This window comes from Pseudomonas sp. SZ57 (genome assembly GCF_009495975.1).
Lineage (GTDB): Bacteria > Pseudomonadota > Gammaproteobacteria > Pseudomonadales > Pseudomonadaceae > Aquipseudomonas > Aquipseudomonas syringae.
Window position 1 is genome coordinate 143,872 of the sequence record NZ_WIBD01000008.1, and the last position, 15,558, is coordinate 159,429.

General features: G+C 60.9%; 12 protein-coding genes. 7 read left to right on the forward strand and 5 right to left on the reverse strand.

Annotated elements, in window-relative coordinates; all coding sequences use genetic code 11:
* Positions 1–201: 201 nt before the first annotated feature.
* From GE543_RS11720 to glyA, 5 genes are all read left to right on the forward strand, one after another.
* Complete coding sequence (locus GE543_RS11720; RefSeq protein WP_153221494.1) at positions 202–4,038, forward strand: EAL domain-containing protein; 3,837 nt, start codon at positions 202–204, stop codon at positions 4,036–4,038.
* Between the two features lie 139 nt (positions 4,039–4,177).
* Entirely contained in the window at positions 4,178–5,170 is a 993-nt protein-coding gene (locus GE543_RS11725; protein ID WP_153221495.1) for a helix-turn-helix transcriptional regulator, read from the forward strand.
* A gap of 96 nt (positions 5,171–5,266) precedes the next feature.
* Positions 5,267–6,202: a transporter gene (locus GE543_RS11730; protein ID WP_178118593.1), complete on the forward strand. Its 936-nt coding sequence runs from the start codon at positions 5,267–5,269 to the stop codon at positions 6,200–6,202.
* A 47-nt stretch (positions 6,203–6,249) separates the two neighbouring features.
* The gene (locus tag GE543_RS11735; RefSeq protein ID WP_153221496.1) at positions 6,250–7,701 is read left to right on the forward strand and encodes an amidase; all 1,452 of its coding nucleotides are present in this window, start codon (positions 6,250–6,252) and stop codon (positions 7,699–7,701) included.
* 202 nt (positions 7,702–7,903) lie between these two features.
* Complete coding sequence (gene glyA / locus GE543_RS11740; RefSeq protein WP_003419083.1) at positions 7,904–9,157, forward strand: serine hydroxymethyltransferase; 1,254 nt, start codon at positions 7,904–7,906, stop codon at positions 9,155–9,157.
* 105 nt (positions 9,158–9,262) lie between these two features.
* Here glyA and yjiA read toward each other — a convergent pair whose 3' ends face one another.
* The 3 genes from yjiA to GE543_RS11755 all read right to left on the reverse strand — a co-directional run bounded on the left by yjiA (position 9,263) and on the right by GE543_RS11755 (position 12,636).
* On the reverse strand, positions 9,263–10,240 hold the full coding sequence (gene yjiA / locus GE543_RS11745) for a GTPase (RefSeq protein ID WP_153221497.1): 978 nt from the start codon (positions 10,238–10,240) through the stop codon (positions 9,263–9,265).
* Positions 10,241–10,335: 95 nt separating this feature from the next.
* The gene (locus tag GE543_RS11750; protein WP_003313802.1) at positions 10,336–10,533 is read right to left on the reverse strand and encodes a YbdD/YjiX family protein; all 198 of its coding nucleotides are present in this window, start codon (positions 10,531–10,533) and stop codon (positions 10,336–10,338) included.
* A gap of 27 nt (positions 10,534–10,560) precedes the next feature.
* Positions 10,561–12,636 (reverse strand): carbon starvation CstA family protein, encoded by a 2,076-nt coding sequence (locus GE543_RS11755; protein ID WP_003419090.1) that lies wholly within the window; start codon positions 12,634–12,636, stop codon positions 10,561–10,563.
* A gap of 284 nt (positions 12,637–12,920) precedes the next feature.
* Here GE543_RS11755 and GE543_RS11760 point away from each other — a divergent pair, with 284 nt between their 5' ends.
* The gene (locus tag GE543_RS11760) at positions 12,921–13,295 is read left to right on the forward strand and encodes a PilZ domain-containing protein (protein ID WP_003419091.1); all 375 of its coding nucleotides are present in this window, start codon (positions 12,921–12,923) and stop codon (positions 13,293–13,295) included.
* Between the two features lie 14 nt (positions 13,296–13,309).
* On the opposite strand, the gene radA is transcribed toward GE543_RS11760, so the two are convergent.
* A complete protein-coding gene (gene radA, locus GE543_RS11765) occupies positions 13,310–14,677 on the reverse strand; it encodes a DNA repair protein RadA (RefSeq protein WP_002555235.1) in 1,368 nt (455 codons plus the stop codon).
* Positions 14,678–14,873: 196 nt separating this feature from the next.
* Here radA and mscL point away from each other — a divergent pair, with 196 nt between their 5' ends.
* Entirely contained in the window at positions 14,874–15,320 is a 447-nt protein-coding gene (gene mscL, locus GE543_RS11770; RefSeq protein ID WP_046236457.1) for a large-conductance mechanosensitive channel protein MscL, read from the forward strand.
* Between the two features lie 51 nt (positions 15,321–15,371).
* Here the strand turns inward: mscL and GE543_RS27260 are convergent.
* Positions 15,372–15,558, reverse strand: a 187-nt coding sequence (locus GE543_RS27260) for a hypothetical protein (RefSeq protein WP_218571923.1), incomplete at its 5' end; no start/stop codon positions are given.

Sequence of the window (15,558 nt, forward strand, 5' to 3'; positions counted from 1 at the left end):
AAAGTGGAGTCACTCATGCAGGAGTCGGTGGATACCACGCGTTGCGCAAAGCTACCCGAATGCTGCGTGCAGGGCAAACGATACGGCCCAACGGGACTGGCACTTTGCCACAACTAAAGGCATGCTAGCCGCCCTCTTTGGGCGACCCGCCTATTTTACCTAAAGCACCACTGCTTCAGTCCAGCAGTCAGGAACAGCGATTTGCCCATTTCAACGCCTCTGTCGTCATCCAGTGTCGCTACAGACAGTGCGACCAGGCCTCTGCGTGGGTCAGTGAAAGGCATACTGGCAGGCCTGGTTCTGGTGGTGCTAGCCCTGTTGCTCTGGCAATTGATCGAGCAATTTCATCAGACTCAGGAGCGCCAGCGTCAGCGCAGCCTGGAGTACAGCGTGCAGCTGTCCGACCGGATGAGTCTGAACATGGCGCTCAAGGCGCAGATCGCCATGAACCTGCTGGACGAAGCGCTATCCTCCGGGGAGCGGCTGGAGCAGCCGACGACGCTGGTGAACCTGCGCACTGCCCTGCCCGCACTGCGCAGCGTCGCTCGCCTGAACCGGGAGGGTGAGATTGTCGGTGACAGCGCCGAGGCCTCGCGCGATGGCGAGTTTCTCGAACAGGCCATGAAACAGGCGCGAGGTCGCCCCTACTTCTATACCGGCTCCGAAGACGGCAACCAGATTTATATACTGATTCGCCTGGGCAACGGCGTGAGCGGCGACTACTGGGCAGTGCGTGTAGCGCCCGACGCCTTGAAGGAACTGGCCAGCCAGCCGGCGCAGAACTTTCAGCACCTGTGGCGTCTTGAACAGCGCAAGACGCAGCGGGTCATTCTCCATGAACCGGTCCCTGCCAACGAAGCGGAAAGTGGCCTGTCCGACACCATTCTGCTTCAGCCGCTGAGCAACAGTGACTGGCAACTGCGGGGGCTGTTCGACACCTACAAGGCCCGCAGCGAACTGCTTGCGCCACTGATCGGCAAGTGCCTGATCGGCCTGCTGATTTCGATCCTGCCGCTGATCGCGCTGATGAGCCTGCGCAGACGCCAGCGTCAACTGCTGCAGAGCCGGCGCCGCTACCGGGATATCTTCGAGGGCGCGGGCGTCGCAATCTGTGTCATGGACATGTCCGGCCTTCAGGAGCAACTGGAAACACTCGAGGTCAGGACCGGCGAGGACTTCGAGCGGCTGGTCAAAAGCCAGCCAGCCTCGCTGAAACGCCTGTTGCAGCAATTGCGCATCAGCGAACTCAACGAAGTCGCTCTGGGCCTGCTGGACATCGAGCACCGCGAACAGGCATGGCAACCGTTGATCGAGGGCGAATCGCGCTCGCGTCCGGGCGTCGGCATTCCGATCATTCAGGCGGTGCTCACCGGGCAGCCGCGACTGGAACTGGAAATCTGCCTGAGCCGCGCAGACGGTGAGGATCAGCACCTGTGGCTGGTCATGCGCCTGCCCGAGACACGCAGCGACTTCGATGCGGTGATTCTCAGCATTGGCGACATCACCAGCCGTAAACAGGTCGAGCTGTCGTTGCTGGACCGCGAGAGCTTCTGGTCCGACGTGGTACGCACCGTACCGGACCATTTGTACGTTCAGGACGTACTCAGCCAGCGGGTGATCTACAGCAACCATCACTTCGGCTATACGCTGGGTTACAACAAGTCAGAACTGCACGCCATGGGCGAGTTTTTCTGGGAAGTCCTGCTGCACCCCGACGACACCCGGAACTATCAGGACATGCGCCTGCGCCAGCGTCACCACGGGCACAATGAATTACTGCAACGCGTGCTGCGCTTTCGGGACCGCGAGAGCAACTGGCGGAGCTTCGACATTCGCGAACAGGCGCTGGCCTGGGATGCAGAGGACCGGGTCACCCGGATCATCGGCATTGCCAAGGACATTACCGAGCAGGTCGCGTCCAGCCAGTCACTGCGTGACAGCGAGCAGCGTTACCGCATGCTCGCCGAAAGCATCAGTGATGTGATTTTCTCCACCGATGGCCGGCTGGCAGTCAACTACGTCAGCCCTTCGGTAGAACGTGCGCTGGGCTACAGCGCCGAGTGGATCCTGCAGAACGGCTGGTCCGCCGCCATTGCCAACCCTCAGCAAACAGTCGGTTTTGATGCGCTCATGGGCCGCATCGACAAGGTCCTCGACAAACCTCAGGAACTCGCCCGGCTGCGCGAAGAAGTCACCACCCGAATGTTTCTGTTCGACTGCCTGCGTGCCGACGGTCGCAAGATCCCGGTGGAACTGCGCGTGGTCCTGGTGTGGGGCGAAAACGGCAACTTTGAAGGCATCTTCGGCGTGGGCCGGGACATCAGCCAGCAGCGTCGGGCCGAGAAAGACCTGCGCATGGCTGCCACGGTATTCGAGCATTCGACATCCGCCATCCTGATTACCGACCCGGCCGGCTATATCGTGCAGGCCAACGAGGCCTTTACCCGCGTCAGTGGCTATGAAGTGGCCCAGGTCCTCGATCAGCTGCCGGGCATGCTCACCGTGGAATCCGAACAGGAAACCCGGCTGCGCCATATCCTCAGGCAGTTGAACGGACAAGGCACGTGGGAAGGTGAAATCCGGCTCAAGCGCCGTAACGGCGAACACTACCCGGCCTGGGTCGGCATTACCGCCGTCCTCGACGATGAAGGCGATCTGGCCAGCTACGTGTGCTTCTTCAGCGACATCAGCGAACGCAAGGCCAGCGAGGACCGTATCCACCGTCTGGCCTACTACGATGCGCTGACTCATCTGCCCAACCGCACCCTGTTCCAGGATCGCCTGCATTCGGCGCTGCAGCACGCCGAACGCCAGCAGGCCTGGGTCGTGCTGATATTCCTCGACCTCGACCGTTTCAAACCGATCAACGACTCCCTGGGCCATGCCGCTGGCGACCGGATGCTGCAGGAAATGGCCACGCGCTTGCTCGCCTGCGTATCGGTGGATGACACCGTGGCCCGCATGGGCGGGGATGAATTCACCCTGCTGCTGGAACCGGATGAAACACGCGAAGCCGCGCTGAATCGCGCGATTCACGTTGCCGAACGCATTCTGACCAGCCTGATTACGCCGTTCGTGCTCGAAGGCCGCGAGTTCTTTGTGACCGCCAGTATCGGCATCGCCCTCAGCCCGCAGGACGGCAAGGAGCTGAGTCAGTTGATGAAGAACGCCGATACAGCGATGTATCACGCCAAAGAGCGCGGCAAGAACAACTTCCAGTTCTATCAGGCAGACATGAACGCCACCGCTCTGGAGCGTCTGGAGCTGGAAAGCGACTTGCGCCACGCCCTGGAGCAGAAGGAGTTCACCCTTTTCTACCAACCGCAGTTCAGCGGCGACGGCAAACGCCTGACGGGCGCAGAAGCGCTGCTGCGCTGGCGCCATCCGCGCCGCGGGCTGGTGCCGCCCAACGACTTCATCCCGGTGCTCGAAGAGCTCGGGCTGGTCGTGGAAGTCGGCGATTGGGTTCTGGCCGAGGCCTGCCGCCAACTCAAACACTGGCATCAGGCCAGGGTTCGCGTGCCCAAGGTGTCGGTCAACATCTCGGCACGGCAGTTCTCGGACGGTCAGCTCGGCAAGCGTATCGCCCGCATACTCGAACAGACCGGCCTGTCACCGGCCTGCCTGGAGCTGGAACTGACCGAAAGCATCCTGATGCGCGAGGTCAACGAGGCCATGCAGATACTCGATGGTCTCAAGAACCTTGGCCTGAGCATCGCCGTCGATGACTTCGGCACCGGCTACTCGTCGCTGAACTACCTCAAACAGTTCCCCATCGACGTGCTGAAGATCGACCGCACCTTCGTCGACGGCCTGCCATCCGGCGAGCAGGACGCCCAGATCGCCCGCGCCATCATCGCCATGGCCCACAGCCTCAATCTGTCGGTGATCGCCGAGGGCGTGGAGACTCATGAGCAACTGGAGTTTCTTCGCGAACACGACTGCGACGAAGTCCAGGGCTACCTGTTCGGCCGCCCGATGCCCCCCGCGCAGTTCGAAGCGCAATTCAGTAATGACGCATTGTTCATGCTGGATTAAGGGCCAGTTCTCGCAACGTCGCCATCGTCCATTTGAACGATAGCCGAACCCTTGAATATGAGTAGACTTGAGCCACTGCCTCGCACCGCGTCAATGACAGCGAGCGCTCTACCCATAACAAAGAACACAAGGGGGTAGCATGATCAGCGATACCACATCTCTGGACAGTGTTTCCTGTCAGGTCGTTGAAGCCTTGAACAAGGTGATTCTCGCGCTTCAGACCGAGGTCAGCAGCGCGTCGATCGCTACGTTTCATCAACAGGCGCTTGAGCGGGTGCGCGCGCTGGTGCAGTTCGACAAGGCCTGGTGGGGAAGATCCACCTGGCGTGACAACTGGCCCGTCGAGCACAGTTCCTTTTTGCTCGGCCTGCCCACCGGTTACGCCGCCGAGTGGGAGCAACTCAAGACCTCGGATGCCAGTGTCGGCAAAATGCATCAGACCCAGGGCGTCTGTCAGGTCATTCACTGCACGGCAGCGGATGCCCCACCCGCGCTTGCCGAACTCGGACGCCAGTACGATCTGTGCTTCGCGCTGGGCATTGTCCTGACCGACCCGCACACCCAGCAGGGCGTGCATTTGACGCTGTTTCGCTCGGCCGACCACACGCCCTTTTCGCCCTTGGACAAACGCCTGATCGAGTGGCTGATGCCGCATCTGATCGCCGCTGAACAGGCCAGTTATCTGCGCACGCTCACGACCCTGCGCGAGACTCAGGGCGCCTACGATGAGACCGCCATGGCAGTGAGCGATCGTTACGGCGTGCTGCTTTCCATGGAGCCTGCGTTCTCGTCGATGCTCGGCTCGGAATGGCCTGACAGGCCGTCCAATCGTCTGCCCCGACAGTGCAACCCTCAAGAGGGCTATTCGAGTCATAACCTGCACATCACGTCGCAGCCGGTGGGCGACCTCGTTCTATTGACGGCGCGCCGACGCAGCAGTCTGGAACTGTTGAGCACGCGCGAACTTCAGGTCGCCCGAGGCTTTGCGGTCGGACAGACGTACAAGGAAGTCGCACGCAATATCGGTATGTCGCCCTGCACCGTCCGGCACCACTTGAGAAAGATCTACAACAAGCTCGGTGTCACCCGTAAAGCGCAGATCGCTCAGTTGCTGCATTTGACTGACGGCTGACGCCAACGCGTTCCAGCCCATTTCCGGTTTTTCCAATAACTGCCACCCCGCAAGGGAGGGCCGTGCTCGCCCATAAAAATAACAAGGCACTTACCGATGTCATTAAAAAACCACTTCCTTAGCGCTTCCGGGCTCGCCATGGCGATCCTGTGGTTATCGTCCACAGCGTGCGCCACCGAGAATGCGGCGCCCACGACAGCCGCTGGCGTTTTTGACTTTGGCGCAGGTTTCATGCCGCCCACCACCCCCAATGGCACCGTCGGCATGCGCATCAGTAACTACCACGCGGATGTCATCAAGGACAGCCACGGCAATGACAGCCCCAACGACTTCCAGATCAACGTCCTGGCGATCGGCCTCGCCTACTTGCGAATGACCGAGCAGGAGTTTTTGGGGGCCCGCTATGGTTTCGCGGTGGTGCCGATCTTTTTCAAGATGGATGCAGACCTGGGCGTGAACGCCGGGGGGCAACGGGTCTTCAGCGACAGTGCATCGCTGTTTCGTCAGGCGGACCTGCAAGTGGTGCCGATCATCCTGGACTGGAAGCTCGGACCGGGGCTGGGCATCAATGCCCAACTGATGTTTCAGGCGCCCACCGGGGACTATGACAAAAACCGTCTGGTCAGCCCTGGAACTCATCACTGGACGGTTTCTCCGCTGTTGAACGCGACCTACATTTCACCCGGTGGCTTCGAGGTTTCCTCGAGTTTCCAGATCGATATAAACGCGCGTAACCCCGACACCGATTACCGCAGTGGCGTTGAGTATCGACATGAGTTTGCCGTGGGCCAGCATGTGGGCGACTGGACCGTCGGCATTGGCGGCTACTACTACCGGCAGCTGTCGGACGACGACGCGCCGGGGCTGACCCGCGGCAACCGCGCCCGGGTACTCGCAGCAGGCCCTGCAGTAAGTTACTTCAAACCCGGCTCAGGTCTGCCGCCCATCTGGTTGCACGCCTACAAGGAGTTCGACGCTCGCAACCGTGCCGAGGGCTACACCGTGGCGCTGCGTACCGGCATCAGCTTTTAAGTGGCGTGCGCAACGCGACGACACGCTTTCAATCCTGGAGACGATCAATGAAAGACCTGCACGAATTATTCAATACGCTGGACGGCCGAGGCCTGGCAACACTGGTACGCAATGGCGAGGTGACCCCCGGCGAGCTGCTGGAAACCGCTATTGAGCGGGTCGAGCTGGTCGAGCCCGGCCTGAACGCCGTCAGCGAAAGGCTTTACGATCAGGCGCGCAGCCAGGCGAGCGGGAGCAGCGTCAGACAGGGCGTCATGGCAGGCGTACCAACGCTGGTGAAAGACATGTTCACGCCGATGACCGGGGCTCGCATGACCAGTGGCTCGCATGCGCTGGGCGAGTTTCGCTCAGACATCGACTGCGAAATCGTCAGCCGCCTGCGTCAGGCAGGCTGCCAACTGATCGGCACGACCACCGCGCCTGAATTCGGCGTGTCCTACAGCACCGAATCGCAACGCTTCGGCGCGACCCGCAATCCCTGGAATCTGCAGCACAGCGCGGGCGGTTCCAGCGGGGGTGCAGCGGCGCTGGTTGCGGCGCGCGCCATCCCCTTCGCCCATGGCAACGATGGCGGCGGCTCGCTTCGCGTACCGGCCTCCTGCTGTGGCGTATTCGGCTTCAAGCCATCGCGTGGCCTGCTGCCGTCCGGCCCGATGGTCGGCGAGGGCTGGGCAGGCCTGAGCACGGCTCATGCGATTACCCTGTCGGTAGGCGACAGCGCCGCCCTGCTCGACGCCACTGCCGGGAGTGACCTGGGGGCTCCCTATGCAGCGCCCATGCCGGCGACGCCGTTTGCACACGCCGCAGGACGCGATCCCAGGCGCCTGAAAATCGCCCTGATCTCGGCAATATCACCCTGGCCCGCCAAACCGGAAGCCCTGGCGGCACTGCAGCACACTGCGGCCTTGCTGGAGACGCTCGGCCATTACGTGGTGCCGGCGACGCTGCCGGTCCAGCTGCCTGAATTCCTCGACGCGACGTTCGACATCATCGGCTCACACACCCAGGGCTACCTCGATCTGTTGGGCAAAATGCGCGGTTTCCCGGTCTCTATGGACGAACTGGAGCCACGCACCCGTGTCATTCTGCGCGAACGCGGGCAACTGCCTGCAACACGCTACATTTCTGCGGTCGAATCGATGCATGCACTGGGCCGGGCGATGGCCGGTTTCTTCGAAGAGTACGACATTGTCCTCACCCCGACGCTCAACCGCGCGCCGCCGCGCCTGGGAGAGCTGGCCTTCGACGACGACAGCCGATCCCTACAGGACTTCATCGCGCTTTCGCACAGTTACTCGCCCTACACGGCGATCTTCAACGCGACAGGCCAGCCGGCCATGTCCGTGCCCCTCTACTGGACAGCCGATTCGCTGCCGCTGGGCTCTCACTTCGCCGCGCGGTTTGGCGACGAACTGACCTTGCTGAGCCTCGCCGGGCAACTGGAGCGCGCCCAGCCGTGGGCCGCACGCAGGCCGCCTTTGAGCGCTTATACGGGTTGATGCAAAGGGATTTTTGTCAGCGACGCAGGCAAGGCCACCGGCGTGGTCTTGCCTGCAGAAGCCCATAGAACCGAGGATGCAGCGCATTTTACTGTGCTGCGTGAACCCCTTCACTGTTCAAGATGACTGCCTTTCATATGCCAGATAAAACCCGATGGGGTAGAATAGTCGCCTTTTCCGCCATGCCCCCTTGAGGACTGCCATGTTCAGCCGTGATTTGACTATCGCCAAGTACGACGCCGATCTGTTTGCCGCCATGGAGCAAGAAGCTCTGCGTCAGGAAGAACACATCGAGCTGATTGCCTCGGAAAACTACACCAGTCCGGCCGTCATGGAAGCTCAAGGCTCGGCCCTGACCAACAAGTACGCAGAAGGCTATCCAGGCAAGCGCTACTACGGTGGTTGCGAGTACGTCGACATTATCGAGCAACTGGCCATCGACCGCGCCAAGGAACTGTTCGGCGCTGACTACGCCAACGTTCAGCCACATGCGGGTTCGCAAGCCAACTCGGCGGTCTACCTGGCCCTGCTGCAAGGCGGCGACACCATTCTGGGCATGAGCCTGGCTCACGGTGGTCACCTGACCCACGGCGCCAGCGTTTCGTCCTCGGGCAAACTGTACAACGCCGTTCAGTACGGCATCGATGCCAACGGCATGATCGATTACGACGAAGTCGAGCGCCTGGCTGTCGAGCACAAGCCAAAAATGATCGTCGCCGGTTTTTCTGCCTACTCGCAGATCCTCGACTTCCCGCGCTTCCGTGCAATCGCTGACAAGGTCGGTGCCTACCTGTTCGTCGACATGGCTCACGTAGCCGGTCTGGTCGCCGCAGGCGTCTACCCGAACCCGGTGCCATTCGCCGACGTCGTGACCACCACCACGCACAAGACCCTGCGCGGTCCACGTGGCGGCCTGATCCTGGCGCGCGCCAACGCCGAGATCGAGAAGAAGCTGAACTCCGCGGTATTCCCTGGCTCCCAGGGCGGCCCGCTGGAGCACGTCATCGCAGCCAAGGCCGTGTGCTTCAAGGAAGCGCTGCAGCCTGAGTTCAAGACCTACCAGCAGCAAGTGGTGAAGAACGCCAAGGCCATGGCCGGCGTGTTCATCGAGCGCGGCTTCGACGTCGTGTCCGGCGGTACCGAGAACCACCTGTTCCTGCTGTCGCTGATCAAACAGGACATCTCCGGTAAAGACGCCGACGCCGCTCTGGGTCGCGCCTTCATCACCGTCAACAAGAACTCCGTTCCAAACGACCCACGCTCCCCGTTCGTCACCTCCGGCCTGCGCTTCGGCACCCCGGCAGTGACCACTCGCGGCTTCAAGGAAGCTGAGTGCAAGGAACTGGCCGGCTGGATCTGCGACATCCTGGCTGACCTGAACAACGAAGCCGTGATCGACGCGGTTCGTGAGAAGGTCAAGGCCATCTGCGCCAAGCTGCCGGTTTACGGCGCTTGATGAGTTTGGTTTAAACGCAGTACCAAAAGCCCCGACTCGTGAGAGCCGGGGCTTTTTGTTGGGCGGTTCACGGTACGGGCAAAAGCTCAGCCGCTATTCGTCCCCTCACCCACATACCCTCTCGAACCCCGCCCGTATCTTCTCCTCCGGCAACTCATCGGCAATGAACACAATAACGCTCTCGCGCTTTTCGCCTTCGGCCCACTCCGTATCCCAGTCAAAGCCGTACAGCTTGAGCACGCCCTGAAACACCATCTTGCGCGGTTCGTCTTCGATGTTGAGCACGCCCTTGTAACGCAGTAATTGTTTGCCGTGGTCTTCGAGCAGTTCGTTCATGAACTCGCTGAGGCGGTCCAGGTTCAGCGGTTTTTCGCTGCGCAGGACCAGGCTGCTGATGCGGTCAGCGGAATTGCCGGCCGGGGCCAGCGGGCGCAGGATCATGCCGCCGCCCAGATCGGCATTGAGGTTGAAGCCGCGCACGTCGAGCAGTTCGGCGAGGTCGATTTTGCCGTGCTCGACGATGCGGATCGGCGCACGGCGGTTGATGCGGGTCAGGCGTGCACTGAGGGCTTCGAAGGCTGCGTCGTCGACCAGATCACGCTTGCTGACCAGCAACCGGTCGGCAAAACCGATCTGCGCCTGAGCGATGGTTTGCGCCAGGTGGGTATCGGCGTGCGCGGCGTCGATCAGGGTAATGATGCCGTCGAGGATGTAACGCTCGCGCAGTTCTTCATCGATGAAAAAGGTCTGTGCGACCGGCGCGGGATCGGCCAGCCCGGTGCATTCGATCACCAGTCGGTCGAAAGCGATCTCGCCGCTGTCCAGACGCTCCAGCAACAGGTAGAGCGCCTTGGTCAGGTCAGTGTGGATGGTGCAGCACACGCAACCGTTGGACAGGGTCATGATCTGTACGGGGTCGGTGCCGAGCAGCTGGCTGTCGATGCCTGCATCACTGAATTCGTTTTCGATCACGGCGATTTTCAGGCCGTGTTCGGCCTTGAGCAGGTGGCGCAGCAAGGTGGTCTTGCCGGCGCCCAGAAAGCCGGTCAGCACGGTCACGGGGATGGGTTGCAACTCAGTCATAAGGCTCCTGGCGTGAGGCATTCAGCTGAAATGAAAACGCGCCACAGGTGATGGCCTGCGGCGCGTCGGATCAAACCATAACGCAGATCAGCGGATCAACAGCACTTCGGACCGGCCTTGCCGCCGTAACGGGCCTCTTGCCGCTCCCGAAAGAACTGCTCGTAGGTCATCACCGGCTTGTCCGGGTGAGTGTTCTGCATGTGTTCGACATAGGTGTCGTAGTCCGGCATGCCCACCATCAGGCGCGCGGCCTGACCGAGGTATTTGCCGAGGCGACTCAGGTCATTGAACATGGGCAAATCCTCTGTGGGTATCCATCATCACACCTGTGACGCTGGCGGCATGGCCTGGAACGGAGCTTCCTTGTCGGTGCGCTCCTTGGTGCTCCAGGCCGCACGGCCGACTTTAATGGCGTAGAACAGGATGCTGACCACCACGAACAGGAACAATATGGTCAGCCCGGCGTTGGTGTAAGCGTTGAAGATAACGTGCTGCATCTGATCCATGGTCTTGGCCGGGGCCAGAATCTGACCGGCATCGGCCGCCGCGCTGTATTTCTTGGCCAGGGCCAGGAAACCTACCGCAGGGTTGGCGTCGAACAGCTTGATCAAACCAGCGGTCACGGTGCAGATCAGCAGCCAGGTGGCAGGCAGCATGGTCACCCAGACATAGCGCTGGCGCTTCATCTTGATCAGCACCACGCTGGCCAGCATCAGGGCGATACCGGCGAGCATCTGGTTGGAGATACCGAACAGCGGCCACAGGGTATTGATGCCGCCCAGCGGGTCGATCACGCCCTGATAGAGCAGATAGCCCCACAGCGCCACGCAACCGCCGGTACCGATGGCGTTGGCCGTCCAGGATTCTGTGCGTTTGAGGGCCGGAACGAAGCTGCCCAGCAAGTCCTGCAGCATGAAGCGTCCGGCACGTGTACCGGCGTCGACTGCGGTCAGGATGAACAGCGCCTCGAACAGAATCGCAAAGTGGTACCAGAACGCCATGGTGTTTTCACCCGGCAGCACCTGATGAAGGATCTGCGCGATACCGACGGCCAGCGTCGGAGCACCACCGGCACGGGCCAGCACAGTGTTTTCACCGATGTCTTTCGCGACAGCGGTCAGTTGCTCAGGCGTGATGGCAAAGCCCCAGCTGGACACGGTCTGCGCAACGGTCACCACGTCACTGCCGACCACCGCAGCCGGGCTGTTCATGGCGAAGTACACACCTGGCTCGATCACCGAAGCGGCAACCATCGCCATGATGGCCACGAAGGACTCCATCAGCATGCCGCCGTAACCGATGTAACGGGCGTTCTTCTCGTTATCCAGCAGCTTGGGCGTGGTGCCCGACGAGATCAGCGCGTGGAAACCCGACACCGCACCGCAAGCGATGGTGATGAACAGGAACGGGAACAGTGCGCCCTTCCAGACCGGGCCTGTGCCGTTAGTGAACTGAGTCAGGGCCGGCATTTTCAGCTCGGGCGCCAGAATCAGGATACCGATCGCGAGTGCCAGAATGGTGCCGATTTTCAGGAAGGTCGACAGATAGTCACGGGGCGCGAGCAGCAGCCAGACCGGCAGCATGGCCGCTACAAAACCGTAACCGACCAGCATCCAGGTGATCTGCACGCCGGTGAACGTGAACATCGGCCCCCAGGTCGGATCCGCCGCTACCATGCCGCCGACCCAGATCGAACCGAGCAGCAGAATGACACCGACGATGGAGATTTCACCAATGCGCCCCGGACGGATGTAGCGCATATAAATGCCCATGAACATCGCGATCGGGATCGTCGCCATGACCGTAAACATGCCCCACGGGCTCTCGGCCAGGGCCTTGACCACGATCAGCGCCAGCACCGCGAGGATGATGATCATGATCAGGAAACAGCCGAACAGTGCAATGGTGCCGGGAATACGGCCCATTTCCTCGCGGACCATGTCGCCCAGCGAGCGTCCGTCACGGCGCGTGGAAAGGAACAGGATCATGAAGTCCTGCACCGCACCGGCCAGCACCACGCCGGCAATCAGCCAGAGCGTACCGGGCAGATAGCCCATTTGCGCTGCCAGTACCGGGCCGACCAGCGGGCCTGCTCCAGCAATGGCTGCAAAGTGGTGACCGAAGAGGATGTGTTTGTTGGTCGGCACATAGTCCAGACCGTCGTTGTTGACCACCGCCGGTGTCGCACGCAGCGGATCGATCTGCATGACGTGAGTGGCGATGAAAAGACTGTAGTAACGATAGGCAACCAGATAGATAGCTACCGCAGCGACCACTATCCACAACGCGTTGATCGCCTCTCCGCGACGCAAGGCCACGACCCCAAGGGCACATGCCCCGACAATTGCGACGATGAGCCAGGGAACATGGCGCATCAGACTATTATTATTTTTCATTTTTTTATTCCAGCAGAGTTGACTAGAAGGCAAGCCATGCGAGTTTAGCGCCGGATCAGCGAAAGACCACCCCCAACCAAGGTCTAGGTCGAAATTTGATCAATTGCGGCAGATACCCGGCATAGAGGGCTGGAATGGCCTCGACAGATGGCGTTCCGATCACAAAACCGCGATGCGGAACTGTTCTGCAATTGCTTTCCGGTCTATCGTGCATGGACAACAGAATAGATCAGATAACGACCTGCGCGCTGACTCCGGTGGCGGTCAACAAGAGAGTTCATTCGATGACCGACTCACCTGCAGATCGCCGTCGTTTCAAACGTATTGCCTTTGATGCCAAGACCGATCTGAAGCAAGGCGACAAAAGCTGGAAAGTGAAACTGGTCGACCTTTCTCTCAAAGGGTTGCTGATCGACCGGCCTGATCCGTGGAACGGTGATCAGACGCAGCCCTTTGAAGTCGACATCATTCTGAGCAACGATGCCCATGTGAAAATGGATGTCGAAATCACCCATGACAACAACCGGCAACTGGGATTCGTTTGCCGGCACATTGGGCTGGAGTCAATCAGCCACCTTAGGCGGCTGGTCGAATTGAACCTCGGAGACCCCGAGGAACTGGATCGGGAACTGGCAGCCTTGATCGAACTGCAGGAATAATCCTCAGGGCGAGGTTACTCGAACAGCGCATCGAGGGCCTGTTCAAGTCGCGTAACGGCAATGATCTGCAAGCCGGGCGGCGCTTCCTTCGGCGCATTGCCCTTGGGCACGATGGCGCGCTTGAAGCCGTGCTTGGCGGCCTCCTTGAGGCGCTCCTGGCCGCTGGGCACCGGCCTGACTTCACCGGAAAGCCCCACCTCACCGAACACCAGCAAGTCATGCGGCAGCGGACGATTGCGCAGGCTGGACATGACCGCAGCCATCAAGGCCAGGTCGGAGGCGGTTTCCAGCACTTTCACGCCGCCTACCACGTTGAGGAACACGTCCTGATCGTGAGTAGGAATGCCACCGTGACGGTGCAGGACTGCCAGCAGCATCGCCAGACGATTCTGATCCAGTCCCAGCGTTACGCGGCGCGGGTTGGACATGTGACTGTCGTCCACCAGCGCCTGCACTTCCACCAGCATCGGCCGCGTGCCTTCCCAGGTGGCCATGACCACACTGCCCGGCACTTCTTCCTGCGCACGAGTGAGAAAGATCGCCGACGGGTTGGAGACTTCTTTCAGGCCCTTGTCGGTCATGCCGAACACGCCCAGCTCATTGACCGCGCCAAAGCGGTTCTTCACCGCTCGTAACAGGCGCAGGCGACCGTCCGACTCGCCCTCGAAATACAGCACGGTGTCGACCATGTGCTCAAGCACACGCGGACCGGCCAGGGCGCCTTCCTTGGTGACGTGGCCGACCAGGAAGATCGCCGTGCCGCTCTGCTTGGCGTAACGCACCAGCAAGGCGGCGCTTTCACGAACCTGCGACACGCCGCCAGGGGCCGACTGCAGCTGTTCGGTGAAAATCGTCTGGATCGAATCGATCACCATCACCTTGGGCTTCTCGACCTTGGCAGTGGCAATGATGGTCTCGATGCAGGTTTCGGTCATGACCCGCAGCTTGTCCTGCGGCAGACCCAGGCGCCGGGCACGCATGGCAACCTGCTGCTGGGATTCCTCACCGGTGACATACAGCGCAGGCATGCGCTGGGCGATGTTGCACAGCGTCTGCAAGAGGATCGTGGACTTGCCGATGCCGGGGTCGCCGCCAATCAGCACCACCGAACCGTCAACCAGACCGCCGCCGAGTACCCTGTCCAGCTCGGTGGAGTTGGTGGAGAAGCGCGGGATTTCTTCGACGCTGACCTCCGCCAGGGTCCTGATCTGCGCCTGCGAACCGGTCCAGCCGGTACGCCCGGTGGGCGGCGCGGCGGCACCGCTTTCAATCATGGTTTCGACCAGTGTGTTCCAGGCACCGCATTCGCTGCACTGGCCCGCCCACTTGGGAAATGTCGCGCCGCACTCGGTGCAGCCGTACAAGCGTTTGGCCTTGGCCATGACAACCCCAGTCGTTAGAAAACGCCCATGATAACGCAGGTTGCAACACCTGCCAGTCGCTGGGCGACGACTGCTTTTGAAAACCGGATAAAACTTACATGGACGACTCCGGTCGATTGAATGTGGCACGGGCGGCAACAGTACGTCTGGGCTACACTCATCCGGATCAAATTTATCTGCTACAAGGAATTACCCCATGAGCGTGCTTAAGGAATTCAAGGCATTCGCGGTCAAAGGCAACGTAGTTGATATGGCCGTCGGTATTATCATCGGCGCGGCATTCGGCAAGATCGTTTCCTCGTTCGTCGGCGATGTCATCATGCCGCCGCTGGGCCTGCTGATTGGTGGCGTGGACTTCAGCGACCTGGCCGTCACCCTGCGCCCCGCGCAAGGGACTGCACCTGCGGTACTGCTGGCGTACGGCAAGTTCATCCAGACCGTCCTCGACTTCATCATCGTCGCGTTCGCGATCTTCATGGGCGTCAAGGCCATCAACCGCCTGAAACGCGAAGAAGCCAAAGCCCCTACCCTGCCGCCAACGCCCTCCAAGCAGGAAATCCTGCTGGGCGAGATTCGCGACCTGCTCAAAGAGCAGAGCAAACCGGCAGCGCCCATTACCGTGGATCCTGCGCGTACGCTTTGATTGAGCAAGGCCCGTGGGCTACCGTCACCATGCGGAGCGTCGGCACGAGAGTCAAAACAGTTTCATGCCTTGCCCGCGACCACTGCCACCGCAGTGCTTTTCAACCACGATGGCACAGACGACGCAGATAGCGACGTCAGTGACGGCTGAGTCCTGGCGCTGATCCGGGGGTAGCCTGGCAGGACGCCAGGCTAGCCGCACCGGGCCAGATAGGACCAGCAGACGGCAGAACACCAGA

Bases quoted from the DNA above. Each gene is read 5' to 3' on its own strand.
- yjiA (WP_153221497.1), bottom strand. From the start codon at position 10,240: ATGACTGAGTTGCAACCCATCCCCGTGACCGTGCTGACCGGCTTTCTG.
- GE543_RS11735 (WP_153221496.1), top strand. From the start codon at position 6,250: ATGAAAGACCTGCACGAATTATTCAATACGCTGGACGGCCGAGGCCTG.
- radA (WP_002555235.1), bottom strand. From the start codon at position 14,677: ATGGCCAAGGCCAAACGCTTGTACGGCTGCACCGAGTGCGGCGCGACA.
- GE543_RS11750 (WP_003313802.1), bottom strand. From the start codon at position 10,533: ATGTTCAATGACCTGAGTCGCCTCGGCAAATACCTCGGTCAGGCCGCG.
- GE543_RS11755 (WP_003419090.1), bottom strand. From the start codon at position 12,636: ATGAAAAATAATAATAGTCTGATGCGCCATGTTCCCTGGCTCATCGTC.
- GE543_RS11760 (WP_003419091.1), top strand. From the start codon at position 12,921: ATGACCGACTCACCTGCAGATCGCCGTCGTTTCAAACGTATTGCCTTT.
- GE543_RS11730 (WP_178118593.1), top strand. From the start codon at position 5,267: ATGTCATTAAAAAACCACTTCCTTAGCGCTTCCGGGCTCGCCATGGCG.
- mscL (WP_046236457.1), top strand. From the start codon at position 14,874: ATGAGCGTGCTTAAGGAATTCAAGGCATTCGCGGTCAAAGGCAACGTA.
- glyA (WP_003419083.1), top strand. From the start codon at position 7,904: ATGTTCAGCCGTGATTTGACTATCGCCAAGTACGACGCCGATCTGTTT.
- GE543_RS11725 (WP_153221495.1), top strand. From the start codon at position 4,178: ATGATCAGCGATACCACATCTCTGGACAGTGTTTCCTGTCAGGTCGTT.